Origin of the sequence: Veillonella parvula (assembly GCF_018378075.1) — a bacterium.
GTDB lineage: Bacteria > Bacillota > Negativicutes > Veillonellales > Veillonellaceae > Veillonella > Veillonella parvula_K.
Map to the genome: position 1 here is coordinate 76,130 of NZ_JAGZYE010000003.1, position 21,125 is coordinate 97,254.

The window sequence follows — 21,125 nt, forward strand, 5'->3', positions numbered from 1 at the left end:
TCAAATTTATGACTTACGTCAATTGTTATGCTATTAAGTTGTTACGATATGCAATTATCTATTTAGTTGTAGTGATTCTAACTGTATTTGATACAGTACGTGGACATGTTCTTAACTTTATTCTTGAGTCTTACGAGCAGCGATAATTTCTTCCGCTTGCTTATGTGGAACCTCTTCATAAGTATAGAACTGACGGTTAAATACGCCTTGTCCTTGAGTGATAGAGCGCAATGCAGTTACATAGTCGGCCATTTCAGCCAATGGTACTTGTGCTTTAACAACAGAAATACCTGTTCTTTCACTTTGTTCCATGCCTAATACACGACCTCGACGGCTATTCAAATCACCCATGATGTCGCCCATGAAAGCATCTGGTGCAAACACGTTAACTTCATAGATTGGTTCTAATAGGACTGGTTTCGCCTTAGGAATTACATCCTTGATAGCCTGTGACGTAGCTACTTTAAATGCTAACTCTGAGGAGTCTACGCTATGGTAAGATCCATCCAAGAGTGTCACTTGCACGCCAATCATAGGATATCCCGCAATTAAGCCTTTATCTAGGGTTTCTTTGGCACCCTTTTCCACTGCTGGTATGTATTGTTTAGGTACAGCACCACCAAAGATTTTGTCTACGAATGCAAATTCGCTTCCATCGAATAATGGGTCCACTTGAATCTTAACGTGACCATATTGACCATGACCGCCACTTTGTTTCTTATATTTAGACTCGGTTTCAGCGGAGCCTTTAATTGTTTCGCGGTATGGAATATATGGAGTCACAAGTTTAGCTTGTACGCCATATTTACGATCCATTTTGTTGAGGATATGCTCGAGATGAACCTCGCCCATACAATCGATTTGTAGTTGACGGGCCTCAGCATTTTTCACTACTACGCAAGTAGGATCTTCTTCTGCTACTTTTAGAACAGCACCAGCTAATTTTTCCTCCTCACCTTTTTTCACAGGTTCTAATGCTACTGTGTATAGAGGTTGAGGGAAACGGATAGCGTCGTATGTCACTTTAAAGTCAGGAGCAGTTAATGTATCGCCAGTCTTAGCATTAGCCAATTTCGGTATCACTACGATATCGCCAGCTTTAGCGGCAGATACAGGGATTTGTTGCTTCCCGATAAGGGTAACCATCTTGCCCCATTTTTCTTCTACACCTTGGTTTACATCATAAAGGCGATCACCTTCTTTCAGTTCACCAGAAAAGATACGTACAAAGCTTTGTTTGCCTGCGAATGGGTCTAACAATGTTTTAAATACGAATGCAGTTAATGGTTTATCTACATGTACAACACATTGTTCGCCGGTTTCCGCATCAGTTGCGGTCATCACTTTTTTAGTTGCATCCGGCATGTAACGGATCATACGATCCAATACTTGATCTAAGCCAATACGAGATGTGGCACTGCCACACATGATTGGGCACACACGGCCACTAATCATCCCTTCACGCAAGCCTTGGCGGATTTCCTCTAAGGATAATTCTTCGCCTTCTAAATATTTTTCCAACAACTCATCGCTACCTTCAGCCGCGGCTTCTACGGTCATTTCCCGAATTTCTTGAGCCTTTTCGATAAGGTGAGCTGGTACAGCGACCTCTGTTGGTTGGCCGTCCTTATAAGTAAACGCAGTCATTTTCGCTACGTCTACAACGCCTTCAAAATCGGCACCTTCACCGATAGGAATCTGCAATGGCATAATGCCTTTGCCAAATAATTCCCGCATTCTTTCAATAGTGCCAAAGAAGTCAGCACCATCGACATCCATTTTATTGATAAATGCCATGCGAGGCATTTGTAATTCAACTGCATAATCCCATGCGCGAACTGTGTCAGTTTCTACACCAGATGTGGAGGATAGCACCATCAACATACCATCACAAGCACGCAAAGCGGCACGAACTTCGCCATGGAATTCGTTATAGCCTGGAGTGTCTATGAAGTTAACCTTATGGTCATGCCACTCACATGGCGCCATGCCCAATTGAATAGTTACATTACGTTTAATTTCTTCCGGTTCAAAGTCCATAATATGTTTATTATCTTGACCTTTACCTACGAAATCAACCGCACCAGAAGTTAACAACAAGGATTCAACAAGAGCTGTTTTACCCGCACCATCGTGGGAAACAACAGCAACGTTTCTAATTTTATCACTACTGTACTCTTTCATTGGAATCGCCTCCTTACTGGCAAATTACGGCTTTGCTAATACATTTCGACACTACAATAAAAAAATCCTCTTTTTCTGAGAAATTTTTCTCAAAAAAAGAGGACATTAAAGTAATTATATCAAGAAATTCGAATACGCATTTACTCAAATCCATTAATTAACGGCTATATTTTTCTTTTTTTTCAGCTTCAGAAAGGGAAAGACCATCAAAGTATCCTTGAACACTCTGAGTAATAAAATTTGGCATATAATCTACTTTTACCATAAACGCATTAGTATTATTTATTTGAAAAACATCCAAAATATTAGCACTAATATCATTATCAAAAGCGATTTTATAATTACACACATCTCTATAATCCATATCTATATGATACGGAGGATGAAAAAAAATACGATCTATCACTAAATTACAATCGTTATCTACCTCTATGCTATTCTCAAAATCAATTTCATAGCGAAAATATGCAGTATCGTAATAAAGTAATCGAGAATTCAATAATAAAATATCATCAATAGATATCTCTAAATATGACTCATCATCAGCTTTATATTCATTTAAAATACTTTCAATAGTACTATATTCTTCATCCCAAGGTAATATCTCTATTGAATTTGCGACTAAATAAAGATAGTATCGAATTAAAATTGTAACCTCTTGTATTCCAACAACTTGATTTTCAGGGATTAATTTTAATAAACGTTTAGTTCCTTGTTCATATAACGATAAAAAGGAAACTATAGAGGTATATTTATCCTCATGTTTTATAATAATTCGCTTAATAATTGGATGATAATCAAATGTAAAAATAGTACTATTATTTTTTAAAATATAATCTTTCCTATCCAAGAAATATTCATAAAGCTTTAGTACCATTAAAACTAATTCTACTTTATTTCTAAAGTAAAAGTTATTTATTCTACCAGCAATATTCTCTACTAATAGTTTATCACCCTTATAAATATATAACTCCTCTTTTAATAGTAATAGTTCATTATAGTTTATCCTCATAATAATTCCACTCTATCTAATATATGTAGAATATACTTCTTTAATCTTAGCCATGATTATATCTTTATTTGTTGTACCTTCAGCAATAATTCGAATTGGCCTAAGCATACTACGTAATGCAGCTCTAGTAGTTGAATCTAATTCTAGTTCATCAAAACATTCTTGAATAATCTCATCTTGAGTCTTAAGGAGAGTTGCTTGAATTCCATACAATAAATCTTTCTTAAGAATATTTTGAGGTTTCTGTATAGTAAGCTTAGCTTCATTCTCATGAAGCAGAATTGATATATCAACTAATTTTTCAATGACCTCAGCAATTTCATTTTTTTCAATCACTAAGAATGATGAAATAAAAGATCTAGTTAGTGCCATATATAAAGCATTTCTTTTTTTTACTTCAATATCAACATTTCTATCATTTATATAATATAAATCATCATTAGCAACAACAATTACAAATGGAAACTCTAATCCTTTAACATTATTTATATTTGTAATCGTAATTTCATTTTCGAGCTGAGTTCGCTTTTCTCTAGGGGCTAATAAGTACTCCCAACCAAATTGAATATTTAACTCTTTCCCCAGACATACTGCAAACTTATTCCAAATATTTTCATTGTATTTAGTAAAAATAATAGCAATATCTTTAGCTAACACATCAGGATTTTCAGTCTTAATTTGAGCTATTATAGATGTAACATTTCTAGTTATGCATTCAGTATCTAAAGATTCCTCCGGACAAACTGTAATAGGGACAATATTCTCAAACCCATCATTAATTTCAAAACGTTTTATCATTTTACGAGAAATAACAAACTGATCTAGACTATTTTTTACTTTTGTAACATTATACCCTGACAATTCCCATTCATTATCATCAAGCCATCGAACAGCTTGTGGTTCAAATAATCCAAAACCCAAAATATGTGAAAACAATAAGGTTCTAGGATCCGTACGATATACTTTACTTAAAACATAATCGGTATCAGTATAATTTATAATATTATTGTTAGAAAAAATATTTTGTAATACATCTCCTGCTATAAAAACTTGCTTAGCAGTTACCATATCGCAAAGTTGTATAAACTCAGTGTCAAAATCTTGACCTTCATCAATAAATAAATAATCAAACATTGGTTCAAAACTCTGCTTTTTTAAATATTGAATAGCATCTTTCCAAATTTCTTTTGATGATTTTAATCTAGAAAACGGTTGAAAAGGTATTTTATAATAAGAGCAAATCCGCGCATATAGCCCTGAAGTAGCGTTATTCCTACTCCCCCAGCTATGAGCAATAAACAAACGTGTATCAGTAATTTGTTCACTAACTTTCATTCTATTAAAGAAATCAACTATTCTAACCTTTAAGCTATCTGCTAAAACACGATTAAAACAAGTCACAGCAATACGTGCAGTATCGTCACTAACAAATATTTGTCGAATTTTATGTAATAAAAGCTCTGTTTTCCCAGATCCCGCCAAACCTTGAACTCGTATTATCTTTTTATTACTTTTATCCTCATAAATAAATCTAGTCTGATCTGTATCAAATAAAATGATTCTATTTTTTATAGATTCTAATGTTGACAAAGACGATTTGCTTAATAAAGATTTATCAAAATCTTTTAATTCATTAATGCTACCTATACATAACGAAGAAATTAAATCAATCTTCCTTTGCTGTGCTTTATCACTAATTGTATTAATCTGCTCTCGAGTTGGAATCTCAGATATCCTTTGTATTAACTTAGACCACTCACGTTTTCGTCCCAAAACCCCAAAGTACTGTGGATACTTTTCAGTTATTAATGAATTCAAATCATCAATTATATCTTCATAATAATCTTCAAATAAGTCTAAATCATCACCACAATCAAGTAAATAAATAGCTTTATTAGGAATGACCAAAAGAATCCCATACTCATAATAATCTCTCTCAGTATATATAGCTAATGGTTTTTGTAATAAAAATATAGTCATATCCTCACTATATTTTATTACAGCCTCATATAATTGTTGAAAGCGCGTAGTACCCTTAATACTTTCAGATATATTCATACCAATATAATTATCCATTGAAACTCACCGCCTATCTTTGAATCTTCTACATTATCTTCATGCTCACTTCTAATGTTTTTTCTATTTTTATTAAATTATATCATAAAAAAAATGCCTTTCTCGAATTTCATTCTCAAAAAGCATTTTTATATTAATATAAAAGATAATTATGTATAAATATATAAACACTGTTAATAGTTTTCAACAAACAATATATCCGTATATTAAAAAACTAATTTATTTCTATAATCCATTTTATTAAAATTCCCCCGTCCGTTTGCCGTAGTGTTTAGAGTCCCCATTTTGTTTCCAACCTACTGTATCACCGATGGACATTACTCGGCGAGTCAAGCAGTCTTTACATTGTTCTGCATTGTCGTCTACGCATGGTTTGTTATCGTATAGCAAATATTTTGCACGGTGTTCAGGTATGGTAATAATAGGCATTAGGATATTCGCCCCTGCGGCTAAACCTTTTTCGCGGCCTAGTTTATCTAGTGCTTGTAACGCCGTCGTAGCTGCAATGTTTACGTCTTTTAAGAATAAACGAGTCAATGCAATCATCTTGAGCCCCAGTTGAACACGGCGCAACTTACCTGCTTCGTCATCGATGCCCATCGCCAATGCTTCTTGACCTAGTGGCGTATCATGATGCACCACATAAGGCCCCATGCCGATCATATCGATATCCATGTCGCGATAGAACAAGATATCGTTCACAAGATCTTCCTCAGTTTGACCAGGTAGGCCAATCATAACGCCTGTGCCAACTTGGAAGCCGACGCGTCGCAAACGACGTAAGCATTCTACGCGAGTCTCAAAGGAGTGCAATTCATCACGAGGATGAATTTTATGGTATAAATCTGTATTAGTTGTTTCAATGCGCAGTAAATAACGGCTAGCACCGGCTTCACGCATGCGGCGGTACGCCTCTTCGCTTTGTTCCCCTACACACATCGTTATGCCAAGAGAACCATCACCGATGGCTTTAATGTCGCGAATTAAATCCACAACATAGTCTACAAAGGCATCATCACAGCGTTCACCAGATTGGAGTGTAATGGAACCATATTCATGGTCGTATGCCCACTGCGCCATCTTGATGATGTCTTCGCGATTCATATCAAAGCGTTCCGCCTTATCGTTTTCTCGGCGGATACCGCAGTAATTACAATTCTTAATGCATCGGTTCGAGAACTCGATGAGGCCACGATAATACGCTACAGGCTTTACGTATTTTACCTTTACTTCGTAGGCCTTTTTATATATTAACTGCAACTGTTCTTCATCAGTTACAGACATGAGAAATCGCAATTCTTCCTCGGTCAGCCATTCATCGCCGACAAGGTCTTTTGCAAGAATGTCTTGCACTTGCAAACAATCACTTCCTTTCATAACGAATCGTCATCGATTCGCTTGGTATGGTAATGGATTCAATGTCAGTGACACAGGTAAATCCATTGATTTCGCGCGGCAAGTCCCGCACATGTTTCACTTGTCGGATTAAACATTCGTGAGCCATCACACCTCGACTCATTTTGGAGGACGTACTCATCTGCTTAAACGTGTCGCCCCGTAATTCCCAAAATTCAATAGTTACCACCTTTGGATGGTTCACCATTTTTGCATATTCTTTAGATGCTAGGTTTAGGATCCAATCTTCCTTGTGAAAGTATGCATCCACTGCTTCACGCCATGTATCGTATAAATTAACGCCTACCTTATCAACCATATCGAGTCGATAGTCGCGCACACCCATATTAGGTTCAACGACACCGTACAACGCGGACATCACAACAAGATGGCTTTCACCAAAGGTTTTGGCTTCATCAGATAAGTTCGACCAGTCCAAATATTTGAAAGCAATGCCATCGTAGCTTTCACAGGCACGACCTACAGGATGGGACTCAAAATCCTGGTAAAAATCAAAGACAGCCTGTGCCTTATCAGCCTTTAGCTTTAGCGCCTTTCCAAGAGCTGCTACATCAAGAGATTGTACATGAGTTATAATCTTTTTCGTGATGTTCGGCTGAAATTGACCGTCTCGGACTGCATGATGTACTGTCTCATCGTTGCTAGCAACATCGGCAATCGTTTTTGTCTTACTAGGAGAGAGGACGATTTTCATGAGATAATTCCGCCTTAATAGATTCCTCTGTCAAATTATCGATCAATTCTGGGTTCCACAACATGAGAGGCACCGCCACTACGTGGCTTGCTTTCAATTCTTTACATAATTTAATGCATTCTTTGAGATAATTAGAATCTTCATCTACAAGGTCGCATACGATAACCACGTGACGCCCTTTAAGGTTTACACCTTCATAATCGATACTTTCAGCAGATACTGTAAGCATGCCTGTTTCCAAGCGGCCTTCGCTCATGTCGTTCAAACGAGACATCAATACATGCTCAAGCATAGTAGATACAGGTGTCACTACGCGACCTATGCCGATAAGAGCCTCAGGTTGTGCATGAACGATAACCGTTTTCTTGCGTTTATCCGTTCTGAACTCAATAAGAGCTTTTTCTAAAGCGCCAAAAAATACGAATAACTGCCAAGGATCAAAAGAGCCTGTTTGGAACATATCGATAACAGAACCATCCTCATCCATATTGAGGCGCGTCAATAACTCTTCAGCAATGTCGTTAACCACAACACTAAAATCAGATTGTATTGTCTCTTGCACTTTGATTTCCTTTGCCATTAGGGCCTCCTAGTTTTCCATATATCACACTGCTAAGGAATATCCCCAACAGATATTATATTAATTTTAATTATACTATCTTTAATTGTACCATATTTTATACCCCTCTTGGGTATTCAAAGATACGCTTTTCACATAATAGATACGTTAGTAACATGACAAAAGGACCGCCATAGCGGTCCTTTGCATTTTAATTTTGTATTCTAATGTTGTACTCTAATATTATACTCTAATATTGTACTCTAATGCTGTATTCTAATTATGATTTTATAATAAACCTTTTGGTAACTAACAAAGAATATTCTATTAGCCTACAATCAATAAGTAGATATTCATGATCGTAACGATGATACCTATGCTCCATAAGAGAATATTTGTAAATTTACGGTTTGCGTATTCTCCCATGACCTTGCGGCTACTCGTCATGTAAAGTTGCAAGAAGATGGTGATTGGTAATTGCAAGCTCAAGAACATTTGAGAGAACAATAATGCTTGGAAGGAATCTGTAATAAACACGATCAACAATAATGCTGGAACATATGTTAGTGCCAAGCCTAATCGCGTATGGAAGTCTTTCATATCGTAAGACTCGCCAAACATTCCTGCAAAGATACTTGCCCCCGCCATACCTGCCGTAGCGGATGAGGCAAAACCTGCAAATAACAATGCTATTGCAAAAATAATACCCGCTGCGGGTCCAATGAGTGGTCGCAACAACTCTTCAGCCTGTTCAAGCTCTGTTACTTCAATTCCATGAGCAAAGAAGACAGCCGCCGCCAATATAATCATGGCGGAGTTAATCATCCACCCAATCCCCATAGATAACAAAGTATCGAGGAATTCATAGCGCAACTGCCGTTTCATAATCGCTGGGTCTTGTGTATTAAACTGGCGACTTTGGATGATTTCAGAGTGTAAAAACAAGTTGTGAGGCATAATTACAGCCCCTAATATACTCAAAATAACGAGCATCGATGTATTAGGAATATTAGGATCCACCCAACCAATACCAGCCGCTGCCCAATCTACGTTGACCATATTTACCTCAACGAGGTACGCCAATGCAATGAGGGATACAAAGCCAGCAATGATTCGCTCTAATTTACGATAGGAGTTCGTAATGAGCATGACCGTACAGATAAGAGCCGTCAAAATGCTGCCTATCAAGATAGGAATACCAAAGAGCATCTTCAAGGCGATAGCGGCGCCAATAAACTCAGCCAAGGCCGTCGCTGCCGCCGCAATTCCTGCCGTGCTAAGCACAAAGCGAGATGCATAACGCGGTAAGAATTCATAAGCACATTCCGACAAGCATTGACCGCGTACAATGCCTAAATGTGCCACATTATGCTGTAATAAAATGAGCATAATCGTAGATAGTGTGACTACCCACAGCAATTCATAACCGTAACTGGCGCCAGCTGCCAAGTTGGCGGCCCAGTTTCCCGGGTCGATAAATCCAACGGTTACGATTATACCAGGTCCTATATATTTAAAGACCTCACTTACCTGCTGCTTACCGTTTTGATGGGCAGTAAACAACTGTTTCTTAAAAAAATCAATCATTATAACCCCTTACTAAGAGTTATAGAGTGAACGTCATCTCCGTCTGCATACGAGCATCTGTTTTGGACTTTTTATCCTTAGAGTCAGTGTAACGAATACGCACTTCATTATTTACCTTAACGCGAGAATCATCAATTTTGAATTTCTTCATTTTTTCTTTGATTTGTTCATCTGTTAAAGCGCGTTCTTCCGGTTTTGCTACTTCATCACCAGCCTTATCAAGAGCCTCTTGTTGATCCTTGGATACTTGGCAGGTCTTACCAGATTTTTTAGCCTTTTCAGCACGCTTTTCATCTAGTTTTTGACGGCGCTCATCAGTAGCTTTTTTATCGCGAGCAATACGGTAATCCATTACATCACGCATATTTTCTTGGTAAATACGCAATGCATATTCTCGATCATTATCGTTCATTTGCTCACGTTTTGTGACTACCTCATCGATAAGCGGCATAAGCTCATCCTTTGTGTAGCTAGCACCATCAAAAGTAAATCCGTGGGTATCTGTAATAGCACCATGTTTAATGAGTCTTTGTAATGCTGTATATGTCCAATCATTAGGCGTAATAACATCTGAGTTCACATGCTGTTGTCCTTTACTAGAACTACTAACAGTCTCTACATCAGCACTTACGCCATCCACCATAGGACGTGCACTTGGGATGGCAATACTTTCAGCATGACTAAACCCAACAGACGCAACGAGGCATAATGCGCCAATGCCTAACGCTCGACGGATACGATTCATTTGACGTATATGTTTTGTATTCATAAGAGTCTCCTTAAAATTACATTTTATACAATCTATTATATGAAACCCCTAGACATACGTCAACTCTATACCCTTACACACCTGTGTCATTCAATAGTAATAAGGCCTTGGACTCACTCGAATCCTCACAAATTAGGCCTATATAAATAATATAATAAATTAATATATTATACAAAAAGACCTCACATCGGATGATGTGAGGTCTTTACATGGCGGAGGATTAGGGATTCGAACCCTAGCGACGGTAACCCGCCCTAACGATTTAGCAAACCGTCCTCTTCAGCCTCTTGAGTAATCCTCCATGCTTTACTGAGTAATCATATCATACCCAATAAGGCATTGTCAATTGTCTTATTTCAACATGGATTCGATGAACCAGATTTGTTTTACATAGTATGCAACGTGATCTTCCATCATGCTTACGAGCAAGAAATCACCTTCTTCATCAGCTGCTGCACGAATTGCTACAGCTTGATCATTCATGTATTTAAAATCTTTAAGAAGGATATCAATTACCCTTGCTTGAGGGATGTCTTCTTGACCCAATTCTTCGATTTTAGTTAATTTTGCGTATTCTCCGGAATTTACCAATGGAAATTGACCTTGCATTTTCACATGTTCTGCTACGGCATCAAAGTATTCAAAGGCTTCATCATAAATGGATTCCAAGTATTCATGAATAGATTTGAATTGCGGACCAGTTACATTGAAGTGTAGGTTATGTAATTTTACATTCCATACGGAAAGATCTGCTAAATATTGATTTACTTGTTGTACGTTTTTCATAATAAAACTCCTTTTTCACTTAATTCTCAATTATAGTTTATTCTAAAAGCAGAACAAACACAGTTGGCTTCTACGCCATCAATTCGTTTATTTAATTCATAATCAATATTGATTATGTTTATATTCTACCAATAATGATTTTCCATGTCAATATATGAATAGATATTTTTGTATAAAAGTTTAATGAAAACATCATAACCATACTAGTTCAAACATATACCCAATGGATAGCAAACCTAAATCCAATACTTCACAGAATCATATTTCTACGAATCATAAAAAAACCTCTAACTACTAGTTAATCTAATAGTTAGAGGCTTGTATGATTCTATATTCAATATAACTCTATATTAAAAATGATTATATATTAAATACGCTTTAATATTAAATATAGTATTCTATGTAATTATCAGGGATTTTTTTCTCCTCTGCTTGTGCAGCAGTTGCATTGCGACTAGGTTTACGAACATACATATTTTCTGGATCTGTTTCAAAAATTACCATATCCTTAGGAATATCATGTTTGATAACGAGATTACAGCCAATCTTCGTGCGCGCCCCAATCGTAATGTCCCCTAAAATTTTTGTACCCGTACCGATGAGTACATCATCTTCAATCGTCGGATGTCGCTTTACCTTTTTAGAAGACATCCCACCTAGTGTTACTTGATGGAACAAGGTTACATTATCGCCTACAATAGCCGTTTCGCCAATAACAACACCCATACCATGATCGATAAAGAGGCCGCGACCAATCGTCGCACCTGGATGGATTTCAATACCCGTTACATGACGAGAATGGAGAGCCACACGACGAGCCAAGATTGGCCACCCCGCCTTATATAAACGGTGGGCAAAGAAATGCCAGAACAAAGCCGTAATATGTGGATATGTCCATATAACCATCCATACACTTGTGGCAGCTGGGTCAGAATCCATTACACGCTTAATATTATATTGAATTTTGCCCCATAAATCGCGCAAACCTTGCATCATAGTGACTCCATCTCAAATAACTCTACTTACATTCTACAGAAATATAGATATATCTAGTATACAACATATTTGGTCTATATTCCTATATATAAGGCTTTATATATAGAACCTATTCTTTTACCAATCCAAAATTCAGTATTTTTATTATCTGAAATCTATTATTTAACATATTCGTTGTTGCCAAAGTCCAAGAGGGATAAATATTTCTCTACTCCATCAGGTGCAATAACAACGATATTCGCCTTAGGTAATTCACGAGCCATGCGTTTTGCCGCTACAATGGCCGCCCCCGCGGAAAGGCCAATAGAAATACCACTTTCACGCATAAAGGTTTGCACCTCGCTAAAAGCTTCTTCGTCACTTACAGTTTGCACGCCATCCATCAATGTTTGGTCAAAGTTTTCAGGAATAAACCCAGCCCCAATCCCTTGAATTTTGTGAGGGCCGCCCTTACCTTCGGTAATAGCAGGAGATCCCGTTGGTTCTACAGCAATGGCTTTTAGATTAGGATTATGTTCTTTCAATCGTCTTGTAACGCCTGTGAAAGTACCACCCGTGCCGATACCCGCTACAAATACATCAACATTCGGCACTTGTTCTACAATTTCAGTACCCGTCGTGCGGTAATGCATATCTGGGTTTGCAGGATTTACGAATTGCCCCAAGGTGAAAGCATTTGGATACTTCTCTAAAATTTCATTGGCCCGCTCAAGAGCCCCCTTCATACCTGTTTCTTTTGGTGTTAAGATGAGCTGCGCCCCATACGCCTTAATAAGCTCACGGCGTTCTTTACTCATACTTTCAGGCATGATAATCACTGTTTTAATATGTAAAATAGCGCCTACCATAGCAAGAGCGATCCCCGTATTACCACTTGTGGCTTCTACGATGATGCTATCCTCATGGATGCGACCTTGCTCTCTTGCAGCCTGTAACATACCGAGAACGGCACGGTCTTTTACAGAACCGCCTACATTATATTTTTCAAGTTTTACATAAATATTGGTATTTGGCAATTGATATATCGGTGTTTTACCAATAAGTTCAGTTGTTTGGTTTGTTACTATACTCATCTAATTCTCCCTCTAGCGATAGATGATAAAAATCGTCCTTAGGAACATCCCAAGGACGATTTTATATTGCACCTTGTTATTCACCATACACGGGGTATAACCGTTTATGTATTCCAATTAATACAACCATACTCTAACATTTGAATCATTTCATTGTCAAGAGAATGAGAACGACTTTTAAAACCCTAAAAATACAGGAAATAACTAGCTTTATCTATTTTGTTGTAAGTGCATTAAGTACCCCATCCCATGTGATGGGTACCATTATAATGATGAGGGCCAATCCTATAAAGAAAACCGCTCCTACCAAAACTGTAAGACGAGGGATAAGATATATAGCCATGCTACTAGCTAAGTGCGATACTTTAGTTACATCATGATGTAATGCTACATGACCCCATAAGAAACCAGCAACTACATAGGTGATAATATATGGGTCGAAAATGATTAGGGTCGTCAATTCATTATCAGCATGCATAATTCGGTTAATACTCGGAGACACTAATACATTTACAAGTATAGCTAGGATTTTAAACCACACTAGGCACACGATATAAGGCCACATTGTTTTTATCGTCATTCTCAGCATATAGAGCAAACCCACCAAGCTCGCTCCAAGAAAGCCTCTTTGACTCCCCATGTACCGCTCCATCCAAGATGACTTCTGTTTACCCTCATCTACTTGGTCATAATAAAAGGATAAATCCCGTTCTCCATGAGCTAAATCAACGAGCCCTAACACTTGAAATAACACAAGCGAAAAGACTAGAATAACAACTATTTGAAAGCTTTCACTAAAGAACATGTCCATAGGATTGAAATCATGATAAACAATGTTCAAAAGATTACCATACACATCGTGAAACGCAATATATATACCATTCGTTACGAGCATATCTAACACAAATAGGAGCAACACAAACATGATATATCCGTTCCAGCGAGTCCATTTACTTTGTTCTCTTAAATGAGTGTGAGCCCCTACGATTATTGATGCAGGTTGTAAAGACAAGGTCACACCCATCATAAAACAAGTAATAAAGGATGCGACCATTGTTAAATATTCGTATGCCATATTAACGGTATGCTACGCGCTCTGGCTGCATGTCGTGGAAATGAAGGCGCTCTTTTGCCGTCTTTTCCCACTCTGTACCAGGCTTGCCGTAATTTGCGTATGGATCGATAGACAAGCCACCGCGCGGCGTAAACTTGCCCCATACCTCGATGTACTTAGGATCCATCAACTTCACAAGATCTTTCATGATAATGTTAATGCAGTCCTCGTGAAAGTCCCCATGATTGCGGAAACTAAACAGATACAACTTCAAGGACTTGGACTCAACCATTTTCTTATCTGGTACATAAGAAATGTAGATTGTGGCAAAGTCTGGTTGCCCTGTCATAGGACACAAGCTAGTGAACTCAGGACAGTTAAACTTAACGAAATAATCATTGTCAGGATGCTTGTTATCAAACGCCTCTAACACCTGTGGTGCATAATCAGTTGGGTAATCGGTCTTGTGACCTAACATCGTTACCCCTTGTAACTCTTTTTCAGATCTGCCGGATGCCATAAAGAACCTCTTTCTATAATCTCTATAACTCTATAATTAAGATATATTAAATAATTCATGTAACACTTAATTATAGCATATAAAGAATTACTTATAGCACAACATCCTCATGTAATTCATCAAAGGTAAAAGCATATTCTTCCACACGCATAATCTCTTCCCAATCATTATGTAATAAAAGAGAGAGATGGATTGTATCCTGTTCCTCCAATATATCTGCACCAACACAATAACATGGAAATGAAAAAGAGATTAATTTACTTTCCCTAGCATTCTCTATATTAATAAGCTGTAGCTGTTTTTCACCAATTGCTAACAAATATCTATTAGAGGCCATTAGTTGATAGTATTTGATAGAAACTACATCTGGAATTTCAATAACACGTGTACCATCTACAATTATTATATTTTTAGAGTCATGACAAATTAATTTATGATTTCTAAAATACGTCACTATTCCATTATATCTATTTCGATACTCATTAAATGGATATTCATTAACAGAATCAAGATCTAGCACTGTAACTTTAAAGTCAATTAAATCCAAAGATACTACATTCTTACTCGTACCTATCATAATATAGTCTTTGCCAAAACAATGTAAGTCTGAAAAACATAAATCTTGCAAATCACTAGGAAGCTCTATTAGTTTAACCCAACTACTCTCAATATCAATTAAGCACAGAAATGCTTCTAACTTAAAAAGTATCCTATTATTGACGTAATCTATATATCTGGCTTCAGGGAAAAATAGATTTTCATCTACCTTAATTTTTTTCACTTCATTCCATGAGGAGTCCAATACAATAATCCCTTGATGGTTATTATTTATTATGCTATATGGTCCTATTCGTTCTAACATACAAATATCATTTTGGTTATATCTACTATATAAAGACTTAATAGGTTTCATAATCATTACCTTAAATCCTTTCTAAGTTTTTTGCTACGGTCTTGAGATCCCTCCCTAATCACTCCAGTTATAGGATCTGCTTCTCCTAAATGATTTCCATTTTTATCAAATACTTCTAAGTGAGCATCTACACCTTTATGAAAATATAGCTTTTAAAAAATTTTTATTGTTAGCAGGCATTCCTACTTCTCCCTTGATTCTCAATAAAGGGAATATACTTTTTCTTTACAACTTAAACGCTACAAAAAATCATAAAATTTCAATACACCTAGAACCGCTAATAAATAAAAGAATACAATCCACACTACATACATCTGTTTTTTTCTAGCCCAATCATAATAACGACTGTGTGATGACTGCCTGAATAGTGTAGCTGCAACTAAAACAGGTTGTAAAAACCAAGCCATAACAATTGGCACGGCTATGTAATCTAAGAAATAAAACATGCTAAAAAGCATGAATGGGTATGTAATAATTATCGCCCAAGAGATAAATTTAATAAAACTATAATTAGAATTAGCAATTAAAGATACTAGTAATGGTGAAAGTTTTTTTCTTAAGAGTATCTTATATATGATCCAATAGAGAACAATTGCCGAGTAAAAGATGACTACGAAAACTAATGGTAAATGAATATGCACAAATGCTAACCTCTTTTACGTCTTAAATAGTTATAAATATAGGTCCATACCACATAGCTCAAAAGGATTACAATATATAGAGTAACAAAAAAATGAAAATCGACTTCATCCTCGATCATTTCAGGATTTGTAACAATAGTAAAAGGGATAATTATAAGAAAGAAAAGTACAACGCCCCTCACAAAATAATTATAAATTTTTAAAAATAACATATGAGTATTCCTATCATTAAAACTACTCGTTTACAACACAACTAAAATTTTAATTCTAATATATCACAAAATTTATATAAGTTTATATAATAAAAATTAGAACAATCCATCATGATTGCCACATCCTTAACACCATACATCGGTTATGATAAGAGTACTAAGATAGTAAAAGAACCATACAAACGCGGTTGCTCTATTAAAGAAATCATATTGGAAGAAAAACTCATGACCGAAGACGAATTCGGTGAAGCAGTTCGCATGAAATAAAATCTCTCTCATCTTTATAACATATCTGTAACATCCTCTCATACCTCAAATGAACGGAATAAAAAAGGACGCTATAGTTCTAAATCAATCAGTATAACGACTGAAGATTAGACTATAGCGTCCTTTTTAGATTTATTGAAACAACTATATTAAGCTTTTATCATTACCTGTTATATTTCTTAGAACTTGAAGCCATTTTGGTTCTCGATTTACGTCAACATAAGTAGGTAATCGTTTATCAATTCTATCAATTAACTTTTGATAGAGCTTTTTCTCTTTATCACTTAACGATTGACTGCTATCATACACTACAACCTGTCGTTTCTTAGCTTTATCTTTATAAGAAGCAATTTCTTTTAAAAGTGAGGCTCTATCATCGACTTCAATAAGATAGTGAATACTCCCCTCATTACCATTTACAAAAATAGCACCAAAAGACGTTAAACATGCAATCTCATAATCATTATAAACTTCAACAGTCAGTATTTCTCCTGGAACATACAAATCATAATCCATATCATTAAGATACCCAGCCTCCCTACCAAGAGAAGAGTCATAATTAGAGGTAGCTAAAAAGGTTGTTGTAGAAGCAACATAGGTAATTATATATATAGCTACAATACTAATAAATATAATTACAAAATAACCCATCCTTTTCAGTAAAGATTTTAGTACTATCATTTAGTATATACCTTTCCATTAGACTTATTGAAGTAAAAATTAGAAGTTACCTCAAAAGAAAACGGAGTAATTAAACCTTGTTGTTGTAAATCATAAAAGAAATTATTGGCCCATCTAATCCACTTATCTTTTATATCACTAGCATCCTCTTTATATTCATAATTAGATCTATCGAAACCTAAAAGTTTGACATCATAATAATCACCATGCTTTATAACTTTTAATCTAGCAGCCATTCTTCCTACCGATGCCCCTAAATCAGACCAGGCGCCACCCTTTTCAGTCTTAGCAAAATTAATATCAATACGTTTTAAAACACTATTTGTATCCTTATCAAAATCCTCATCACGCAAAGAAACTAAAATATCTTTAATGCCATTTGACTGCGCAATTGTTTTTGCTAAAATACTTTTCGAGTTATACTTTTCCATACTACCATTCCCAGTTCTCATTTTTTCAAAAAAAACTGTTAACACAGGATATTTAGATTTAAGTACATTACGTTCAAAAGCCATCCCGGCTTCCTTTGCTGTGTAGTGAATTATATTCTGACGTTTATTAACATCTCTTTCTTTATTAATATCAATATCCTTTTCCTTCTCTAATCTTATTGCTTCATCCAAGGCTCTCCTATCTTCATCAACATAAATAGCTTTAACCGGTACAACATCAGTAAACACATACCCTTGTTTGACTAACTCTTTTTGTAATCTAATTTGTTCATCCTTCAATAAACTATAATGATGTTCAAAGTCAGAGATACTTTGATAGGATAAATTGCCATATGAAATAAGAAAATCCTCCCAATGAGATAAATCCCAATATGATTCTGACATTATCTCCCAAGATTTGGCTTTATCACTATCTTTTTCAGCTATACTCCTTAAATTCTCCAAAAGGAATATTACTTCACGCTCACTTAAACTTTCTCCATTCTTTTTCTTTAAATATTTTTTTGCCAAATATATTGTATCTGGATTTGTTGTTAAATATTGATTCCATTTAGTCCCATATTGTGCTTCAGCTGCACCTGTCACAGGGGAATAGCCTAAGCTACCATTTACAGCAGCACCTAATAAAGCACTTAATGTTTGAGCTACATCAGGTTTTTCTTTTGCAATTTTTTGAATCTCTCCAATTAATGCTTCATTGGTAGCTCCAGCATAAAACCCACTACCCGGTTTATTCCCTGCCATACGAGCAGATACTTCAGCGACTACACCATGGGCTATTGCTTTTGCGGCTTTACCTTCTTTAGAGATTGGATTCCAATTATGTAATTGTTCAAAGGCTTCTTTTGCAAATAACTTAGATAATTCTTGACGTTCTTCAATTTTCTTTTTATCAAAGATTTCATCAAGCTTATTCAAGCTATCTTTTGTATCTCGAGACAGTGTTTGCATATTAAAGCCAGCATCTCGTACTTCTATTGTACCATTTGAAATAGCAGATTTTGTAGTAGTAGAAGTAGATTTGCTAGAGTCTGGTAACAGATTAGGTAATGTGCCTAATGTGTTCCACACAGCATCTTTTCCTGCTTTACTAAGGTTCTTAAAATTACAAAGCCACCATCACCTGCATATATCCCCGCTTGATCAGTAACACTTGCATAATCACTTTTCATTTTACCTTTGCTTGAGCTCATAGATACATTACTTAGAGAACCCGCATTTGTAGATATACTAAACCCTTTATTAGAGCTTTCACCTACATATGTCTTTGTATCTTGTAAGCTTTCAATAGAAAGATTTCCACCTACGTCGGCTGTTACAGATTTACCAATTACCTTGGAGCCACTGATATAGGTATCCTTTCCTGATGTAATATTAACAGCATCCGTACCTACAACAGTAGTACCAGTATGTGTTGTTACCTTTGTATTACCCTTTTGTTTTGCAGCATTAGCACTTGCATCAAAACCAAGTATACCGCCACCAGCAACACTAATATTAGCCCCAACAGACTAGCCTTTACTCTTAGCATTTTCAAGCTTTTCACTTGTATTCGTTGCCGCTTGTAAAGATACATCATTAGAAGCCACTAATTTGACTGATTTACCTGAAATTGCTTCACCAACAGCTTTAATGTTCGCATGAAATAAACTCTCTTTCAGCTCTATGACTTATCTGTAACATCCACGCAGACCTCAAATGAGCGATTAAATAAAAAGACGCTATAGTTCTAAACCATTCTGTATATACTACTGAAGATTAGACTATAGCGTCCTTTTTATGTTTATATACCTTATATTAGAGTTACATATTAATCAATAAAATCCTACTATATACATTATCAAAGTATCTAATAATAGGTTAAAACATATAAATATATGTATAAAGCGACTAGAAATAACCAAGTATATACGCCTACTTTAAAATTGGACTGATATTTCTCTACTTTATCACTTTCAAACTCGTCATTCTTAAGCATGAAATACATCCCAACCAAAGAAATTCCCATGCAAACTATTGTCAGAAAAAATAATACAAATACTGGGGCAAATTCATGAAGCAAAGCTATTCCGCTTCCCATTGCAAGGCCTAAAAATGTAATAATTCTAGCTAAAGTAAGCTTACCTTTATGAGTAATAAGTTTGTATATGAGAAATATAATCCCCAATATTATAATCAAATCTCGAGACATTACTTAACTACATCCTTTTTCAAATTAGACTTAATCTTATCTTTATAATAGTCTCCCGTTGTCGCCAAAGTAACACCAACGACAAAAGAACCTGCTGGTCCACCAGCACTGCCAGCAACACCTCCACCCAATCCGAAAACTACAGGAAGTAAATCCGCGCCCCAAGCTTTAGCTAGTTCTCGACCACTGTACATTTGGTAATCATTTTGCATATCGTAAAGTAAGTAACCTATTAAAACAGGCCCTCCAACTTTCGCTACAGTTCGAGTAAATTTTGATGCGTTCTCTGCATAATGCACATATCCAACCCATGGTTGATTTCCCACCTCTGATAATACATTTTGAGCAACTGACTTTCCTAAAGCCTCCTTAGTCCAAACAAATTCTGAATTATTAGAATTTTTTAGTATTTCACTATGATTAAAAGACAAGAACTTCGGTTTATCAAACGAACCAGCTTTATACTCTTTTGTTCTTTTAATTATAATATCAATTACTTCTCTTCCATCAGATCTATAATAGTTATATATAAATCCATATGTGGGATTAACAGCACCTATTTTTTCTTTATATTGATGAATATGGTTTCTTATTAAAGAATATAATTTACACAAAATTATTGACACTACCCTCAATAACAAGGATATAGCTAATAATAAATCAAAATATATAGAAAAATATATAAAGTTATCATAAATATCCAGGAGTATAAAGCCCCTTTATATAGCTTTTGATGCTTTTGGGCTTTATCCTCATCATAATTCTCACTACTTGGCACAAAATACATTCCTATTAAAGAAATACCGAGACAAATTAGCCACCAAAATAGTAAAACAAATGGAGATATCAGTTTACTCAGCAATACTAATCCACAACCGACAATAATAGAAACCGTTGCAATAATTCTAGCTAAACTAAGCTTACCTTCATGTGTAATAAGTTTGTATACGAGAAATATAATCCCCAATATTATAATCAAATCTTGATACATTACTTATCTACATCCTTTTTTAAATTAAATTTAATTTCATCTTTAACGCAA

At 35.8% G+C, this 21,125-nt stretch carries 20 protein-coding genes, 1 tRNA gene and 1 pseudogene; 1 reads left to right on the forward strand and 21 read right to left on the reverse strand.

Features of this window, described 5'->3' with window-relative positions:
• Positions 1 to 117: 117 nt before the first annotated feature.
• From fusA to KH286_RS04290, 15 genes are all read right to left on the reverse strand, one after another.
• Positions 118 to 2,184, reverse strand: a complete 2,067-nt coding sequence (gene fusA, locus KH286_RS04220; protein WP_278617665.1) for an elongation factor G — start codon at positions 2,182 to 2,184, stop codon at positions 118 to 120.
• A 157-nt stretch (positions 2,185 to 2,341) separates the two neighbouring features.
• Positions 2,342 to 3,196 carry a hypothetical protein gene (locus KH286_RS04225; RefSeq protein ID WP_278617666.1) on the reverse strand — a complete coding sequence of 285 codons (855 nt, stop codon included), beginning with the start codon at positions 3,194 to 3,196 and terminating at the stop codon, positions 2,342 to 2,344.
• A 12-nt stretch (positions 3,197 to 3,208) separates the two neighbouring features.
• On the reverse strand, positions 3,209 to 5,272 hold the full coding sequence (locus KH286_RS04230; protein ID WP_278617667.1) for an AAA family ATPase: 2,064 nt from the start codon (positions 5,270 to 5,272) through the stop codon (positions 3,209 to 3,211).
• A gap of 240 nt (positions 5,273 to 5,512) precedes the next feature.
• Positions 5,513 to 6,649, reverse strand: coding sequence for a [FeFe] hydrogenase H-cluster radical SAM maturase HydE (gene hydE / locus KH286_RS04235; RefSeq protein WP_278606719.1), 1,137 nt, complete (start codon positions 6,647 to 6,649; stop codon positions 5,513 to 5,515).
• Positions 6,636 to 7,382 (reverse strand): YaaA family protein, encoded by a 747-nt coding sequence (locus KH286_RS04240; RefSeq protein ID WP_278617668.1) that lies wholly within the window; start codon positions 7,380 to 7,382, stop codon positions 6,636 to 6,638. The genes hydE and KH286_RS04240 overlap by 14 nt, the downstream gene beginning before the upstream one ends.
• A complete protein-coding gene (locus tag KH286_RS04245; RefSeq protein WP_008603200.1) occupies positions 7,360 to 7,962 on the reverse strand; it encodes a hypothetical protein in 603 nt (200 codons plus the stop codon). Before KH286_RS04245 ends, KH286_RS04240 begins: the two co-directional genes overlap by 23 nt.
• A 306-nt stretch (positions 7,963 to 8,268) precedes the next feature.
• Entirely contained in the window at positions 8,269 to 9,528 is a 1,260-nt protein-coding gene (locus KH286_RS04250) for an Nramp family divalent metal transporter (protein WP_278606721.1), read from the reverse strand.
• A 19-nt stretch (positions 9,529 to 9,547) separates the two neighbouring features.
• The gene (locus KH286_RS04255; protein ID WP_278617669.1) at positions 9,548 to 10,297 is read right to left on the reverse strand and encodes a hypothetical protein; all 750 of its coding nucleotides are present in this window, start codon (positions 10,295 to 10,297) and stop codon (positions 9,548 to 9,550) included.
• A gap of 210 nt (positions 10,298 to 10,507) precedes the next feature.
• Positions 10,508 to 10,598 (reverse strand) — tRNA-Ser (locus tag KH286_RS04260).
• 50 nt (positions 10,599 to 10,648) lie between these two features.
• Positions 10,649 to 11,083, reverse strand: a complete 435-nt coding sequence (locus KH286_RS04265) for a Dps family protein (protein WP_278617670.1) — start codon at positions 11,081 to 11,083, stop codon at positions 10,649 to 10,651.
• Between the two features lie 384 nt (positions 11,084 to 11,467).
• Positions 11,468 to 12,079, reverse strand: a complete 612-nt coding sequence (gene epsC / locus KH286_RS04270) for a serine O-acetyltransferase EpsC (protein WP_278451982.1) — start codon at positions 12,077 to 12,079, stop codon at positions 11,468 to 11,470.
• Between the two features lie 158 nt (positions 12,080 to 12,237).
• Complete coding sequence (gene cysK / locus KH286_RS04275) at positions 12,238 to 13,152, reverse strand: cysteine synthase A (RefSeq protein WP_004694163.1); 915 nt, start codon at positions 13,150 to 13,152, stop codon at positions 12,238 to 12,240.
• 214 nt (positions 13,153 to 13,366) lie between these two features.
• Positions 13,367 to 14,227: a hypothetical protein gene (locus KH286_RS04280; protein WP_008603210.1), complete on the reverse strand. Its 861-nt coding sequence runs from the start codon at positions 14,225 to 14,227 to the stop codon at positions 13,367 to 13,369.
• A gap of 1 nt (position 14,228) precedes the next feature.
• Entirely contained in the window at positions 14,229 to 14,726 is a 498-nt protein-coding gene (gene queF / locus KH286_RS04285; RefSeq protein ID WP_004697960.1) for a preQ(1) synthase, read from the reverse strand.
• A 91-nt stretch (positions 14,727 to 14,817) separates the two neighbouring features.
• Positions 14,818 to 15,645, reverse strand: coding sequence for a hypothetical protein (locus KH286_RS04290; RefSeq protein WP_060919288.1), 828 nt, complete (start codon positions 15,643 to 15,645; stop codon positions 14,818 to 14,820).
• A gap of 943 nt (positions 15,646 to 16,588) precedes the next feature.
• Here KH286_RS04290 and KH286_RS04295 point away from each other — a divergent pair.
• A pseudogene (locus KH286_RS04295) lies at positions 16,589 to 16,759 on the forward strand (class II fumarate hydratase); the annotation flags it as partial.
• A gap of 144 nt (positions 16,760 to 16,903) precedes the next feature.
• On the opposite strand, the gene KH286_RS04300 reads toward KH286_RS04295, so the two are convergent.
• The 6 genes from KH286_RS04300 to KH286_RS04325 form a co-directional block, all read right to left on the reverse strand.
• Complete coding sequence (locus tag KH286_RS04300) at positions 16,904 to 17,440, reverse strand: hypothetical protein (RefSeq protein ID WP_060919286.1); 537 nt, start codon at positions 17,438 to 17,440, stop codon at positions 16,904 to 16,906.
• Positions 17,437 to 18,963 (reverse strand): hypothetical protein, encoded by a 1,527-nt coding sequence (locus tag KH286_RS04305; protein ID WP_229039637.1) that lies wholly within the window; start codon positions 18,961 to 18,963, stop codon positions 17,437 to 17,439. Before KH286_RS04305 ends, KH286_RS04300 begins: the two co-directional genes overlap by 4 nt.
• The gene (locus tag KH286_RS04310) at positions 18,948 to 19,388 is read right to left on the reverse strand and encodes a hemagglutinin repeat-containing protein (RefSeq protein WP_324249876.1); all 441 of its coding nucleotides are present in this window, start codon (positions 19,386 to 19,388) and stop codon (positions 18,948 to 18,950) included. The genes KH286_RS04305 and KH286_RS04310 overlap by 16 nt, the downstream gene beginning before the upstream one ends.
• 353 nt (positions 19,389 to 19,741) lie before the next feature.
• Entirely contained in the window at positions 19,742 to 20,083 is a 342-nt protein-coding gene (locus KH286_RS04315; protein WP_060919284.1) for a hypothetical protein, read from the reverse strand.
• Positions 20,083 to 20,709 (reverse strand): hypothetical protein, encoded by a 627-nt coding sequence (locus KH286_RS04320; RefSeq protein WP_060919283.1) that lies wholly within the window; start codon positions 20,707 to 20,709, stop codon positions 20,083 to 20,085. The genes KH286_RS04315 and KH286_RS04320 overlap by 1 nt, the downstream gene beginning before the upstream one ends.
• Before the next feature lie 23 nt (positions 20,710 to 20,732).
• Positions 20,733 to 21,074: a hypothetical protein gene (locus tag KH286_RS04325; protein ID WP_060919282.1), complete on the reverse strand. Its 342-nt coding sequence runs from the start codon at positions 21,072 to 21,074 to the stop codon at positions 20,733 to 20,735.
• Between the last annotated feature and the right edge of the window lie 51 nt (positions 21,075 to 21,125).

Excerpts from the sequence above, each read along its gene's own strand:
- KH286_RS04290 (WP_060919288.1), bottom strand. The coding sequence starts at position 15,645 with ATGATTATGAAACCTATTAAGTCTTTATATAGTAGATATAACCAAAAT.
- KH286_RS04230 (WP_278617667.1), bottom strand. The coding sequence starts at position 5,272 with ATGGATAATTATATTGGTATGAATATATCTGAAAGTATTAAGGGTACT.
- KH286_RS04245 (WP_008603200.1), bottom strand. The coding sequence starts at position 7,962 with ATGGCAAAGGAAATCAAAGTGCAAGAGACAATACAATCTGATTTTAGT.
- fusA (WP_278617665.1), bottom strand. The coding sequence starts at position 2,184 with ATGAAAGAGTACAGTAGTGATAAAATTAGAAACGTTGCTGTTGTTTCC.
- KH286_RS04325 (WP_060919282.1), bottom strand. The coding sequence starts at position 21,074 with ATGTATCAAGATTTGATTATAATATTGGGGATTATATTTCTCGTATAC.
- cysK (WP_004694163.1), bottom strand. The coding sequence starts at position 13,152 with ATGAGTATAGTAACAAACCAAACAACTGAACTTATTGGTAAAACACCG.
- KH286_RS04255 (WP_278617669.1), bottom strand. The coding sequence starts at position 10,297 with ATGAATACAAAACATATACGTCAAATGAATCGTATCCGTCGAGCGTTA.
- KH286_RS04300 (WP_060919286.1), bottom strand. The coding sequence starts at position 17,440 with ATGATAGTACTAAAATCTTTACTGAAAAGGATGGGTTATTTTGTAATT.
- KH286_RS04265 (WP_278617670.1), bottom strand. The coding sequence starts at position 11,083 with ATGAAAAACGTACAACAAGTAAATCAATATTTAGCAGATCTTTCCGTA.
- KH286_RS04225 (WP_278617666.1), bottom strand. The coding sequence starts at position 3,196 with ATGAGGATAAACTATAATGAACTATTACTATTAAAAGAGGAGTTATAT.
- hydE (WP_278606719.1), bottom strand. The coding sequence starts at position 6,649 with ATGAAAGGAAGTGATTGTTTGCAAGTGCAAGACATTCTTGCAAAAGAC.
- KH286_RS04280 (WP_008603210.1), bottom strand. The coding sequence starts at position 14,227 with ATGGCATACGAATATTTAACAATGGTCGCATCCTTTATTACTTGTTTT.
- KH286_RS04240 (WP_278617668.1), bottom strand. The coding sequence starts at position 7,382 with ATGAAAATCGTCCTCTCTCCTAGTAAGACAAAAACGATTGCCGATGTT.
- epsC (WP_278451982.1), bottom strand. The coding sequence starts at position 12,079 with ATGATGCAAGGTTTGCGCGATTTATGGGGCAAAATTCAATATAATATT.
- KH286_RS04315 (WP_060919284.1), bottom strand. The coding sequence starts at position 20,083 with ATGTCTCGAGATTTGATTATAATATTGGGGATTATATTTCTCATATAC.
- queF (WP_004697960.1), bottom strand. The coding sequence starts at position 14,726 with ATGGCATCCGGCAGATCTGAAAAAGAGTTACAAGGGGTAACGATGTTA.
- KH286_RS04250 (WP_278606721.1), bottom strand. The coding sequence starts at position 9,528 with ATGATTGATTTTTTTAAGAAACAGTTGTTTACTGCCCATCAAAACGGT.